Raw genomic sequence first — 2765 nt, 5'->3', positions numbered from 1 at the left:
GAGCGTCGTGAGCCAGTCGAAGAGCTTGCGGTTCTGGGCGGCGGGGACGTTCCGCTGGAGCGTCTGGTAGAAGTGGTGGTGGAGGTTCACAAAGCCTGGCAGCATGAGCATCGAGGAGCACTCGATGGCGCGCGCGCCCCAGGGCGCCTGGAGTCCTCGCCCGATGCGCGCGATCCGGTTCCCCTCGACGAGCACGTCAACGCCCGAGAGCCGCTCCCGGGCGTCGTTCATCGTGGCGACGTGGTACACGCTCTTGAAGATGATCACCGCCGTGCCCCCTCGCGCAACCCGTCGATCGCCGCGAGCACGCGCTCGGGCGTGAGCGGGAGTTCGCGGATCCGCGCGCCCGTTGCCGCGAAGACCGCGTTCGCGATCGCCGGCGCGACGACGTCCACCGGGATCTCCGAGACGCTCTTCGCGCCGAACGGGCCCGTGGGCTCGTGGGTCGTCACGAGGATCGCCTTCACGGGCGGCGTGTCCACGGACGAGAAGATCTTGTAGTCGAGGAGGCTCGCGTTGACCATGCGCCCGCGCGCGTCGAAGAGCATCTCCTCGGAGAGCGCGTACCCGAGGCCCATCACGACGCCGCCCTGGATCTGCCCCTCTGCGAGCGCGGGGTTGATGGGAAACCCGCAGTCGATGGCGCACGCGAAGTCCGTCACATCCACGCGCCCGGTCTCCGTGTCCACCTCGATGCCCGCGACGGCCGCCGCGAACGGCGGCGGGCAGTCGAAGGTCACATTCGACGCCGTGAACGCGACCTGCTCCTTCTCCTCGCCGTACATCGCCCGCGACGCGACCTCGGCGAGGCTCACGCTCCGCCCCGACGGCGCGCGCACGGCGCCGTCCTCGCAGACGAGCCCGGCAGCGTCCTCGCCGAGCATCGCCGCGGCGTGATGCAGCAGCCGGTCGCGCACGCCCTCGGCCGCTTTGACGACCGCGCCGCCCGACACGTACGTCGTGCTCGACGCGTACGCGCCGACGTCGAACGGCGTGTTGTCCGTGTCGGACGACAGCACGAAGATCCGCTCGACGCCGACCCCGAGCACCTCGGCGGCCATCTGCGCGAGGATGGTGTCGCTCCCGGTCCCGAGGTCGGTCGCGCCGATGAGCAGGTTGAAGGTCCCGTCCTCGTTCGCCTTGACGGTCGCAGAGCCCATGTCGTCGCCGGGGATGCCGCTCCCGTGCATCGCAAACGCGACGCCCTTGCCGAGACGCATCCACGGCAGCGACCCCGGCCGCCCGGTCTCCCCCGGCGCGAGCGACGACACCCACGGGTCCCATCCGGACGCTTCGCGCACCTTCTCCCAGCACTCGCGAAGTCCGTTCGTCCGGATGATGCGCTTGTATCCGGCCTTCCCCTCGCCGAGCCGCTCGGCGATGGGGTCTTCGTCGCCCTGCCGGATCGCATTCGCGAGCCGAAACTCGACCGGATCGCGGCCGAGCGCCCTCGCGACCTCGTCCATGTGGCAGTCGAGCGCGAAGTAGCCCTGCGGCGCGCCGTAGCCGCGCAAAGCGCCCGAAATGGGGAGGTTCGTATACACGGACTCCGCGAAGAAACGGAGGTTCGGCGCGCGGTAGAGCGGCATCGTCTTGCTGCCCGTGTTGGACGGGACCGTGGTCGCGTGGCCGCCGTACGCGCCGGTGTTCGCAAGGGTGGTGATCTCGATGGCGGTGAGCGAGCCGTCCTTCCTCACGCCGGTCCGGACGCGGAGCGTCTGCGGGTGCCGCGTTCGCGACGCGAAGAGCTCCTCGTCGCGGTCGAGCACCATGCGGACCGGCCGCCGCGTCGCAAGGGTGAGCGCGGCGCAGGCGTCCTCGAGGACGATCTCCTGCTTCGCGCCGAAGGCGCCGCCGACGCGGGGCTTGATGACGCGCACCCGCGAGATGGGAAGCCCGAAGAGCCGCGCGACGATGCGCCGCGCGTGAAACGGGACCTGCGTGCTCGTCACGATGACGAGACGGTCGTTCGGATCGAGGTACGAGACGGTCGCGTGCGCCTCGGTCGGCGTGGCCTGGACGTACTGGGCACGGTACTCATGCTCGAAGACGCGATCGGCCTCGCGGAGCCCGCGCTCGACGTCGCCGACCGACGCCTCCACGCGGCCGGCGAGGTTCCGCGAGGGGTCGGCGATGCCGGTCTTGTCCGGCTCGGGGTGGAGCTTCGGCGCGTCGGGGTCCATCGCGCGGGCCGGGTCCAGCACAGCCGGCAGGACCTCGTACTCGACCTCGATGAGGTCGCAGGCCTTCTCGGCGAGAAGGGGCGTCTCGGCCGCGACGAACGCCACGCGGTCGCCGACGAACCGCACGACGGAGTCGAGCACGACGGCGTCGTACGGCGACGGCTCGGGGCAGTTCTGACCGGCCGTGGAGAACGGCACGCGCGGGACGTCCTTCCAGGTGAGCACCGCGTGGACGCCCGGGAGCGCAAGCGCCTTCGACGCATCGATGCGCACGATGCGCGCGTGGGCGTGCGGGCTCCGCTTGATGCGGCCGGTGAGCGCGCCGGGGGGCGCGAGGTCGTCCGTGTAGCGTGCCTTCCCCGACACAAGCCCCAGCCCCTCGACCTTGGGCGCGCTGCGGCCGACGGCGTGGAAGCGCGCGCCCGGGCTCGTACCCGGCCCGCCCTGCGGCGCTTCCGTCTCCGGCCCGCGCGGCGCGGGAGCGGCGCCCGTCGCCCGCCCCTCCGCCACCGCCCTGACCGCCTCGACGGCCTTCACGTAGCCGGTGCACCGGCACAGGTTCCCGGTGAGGTGCTCGCGGAT

General features: G+C 71.7%; 2 protein-coding genes. Both read right to left on the bottom strand.

The annotated features are described in order from the left end of the window. Window positions 1-267: 8-oxoguanine deaminase (locus FJY74_09750; GenBank protein MBM3308596.1), on the bottom strand; the 267-nt coding region annotated here is incomplete at its 3' end. Then, on the bottom strand, window positions 264-2765 hold a 2502-nt coding region (locus FJY74_09745; GenBank protein ID MBM3308595.1), incomplete at its 5' end, for a molybdopterin-dependent oxidoreductase. The genes FJY74_09750 and FJY74_09745, both read right to left, overlap by 4 nt.

The organism is Candidatus Effluviviaceae Genus I sp. (assembly GCA_016867725.1).
Classification (GTDB): Bacteria; Joyebacterota; Joyebacteria; order Joyebacterales; family Joyebacteraceae; genus VGIX01.
Note: the sequence above shows the minus strand (reverse complement) of the source record. Positions and strands in the feature narration are given on the sequence as shown.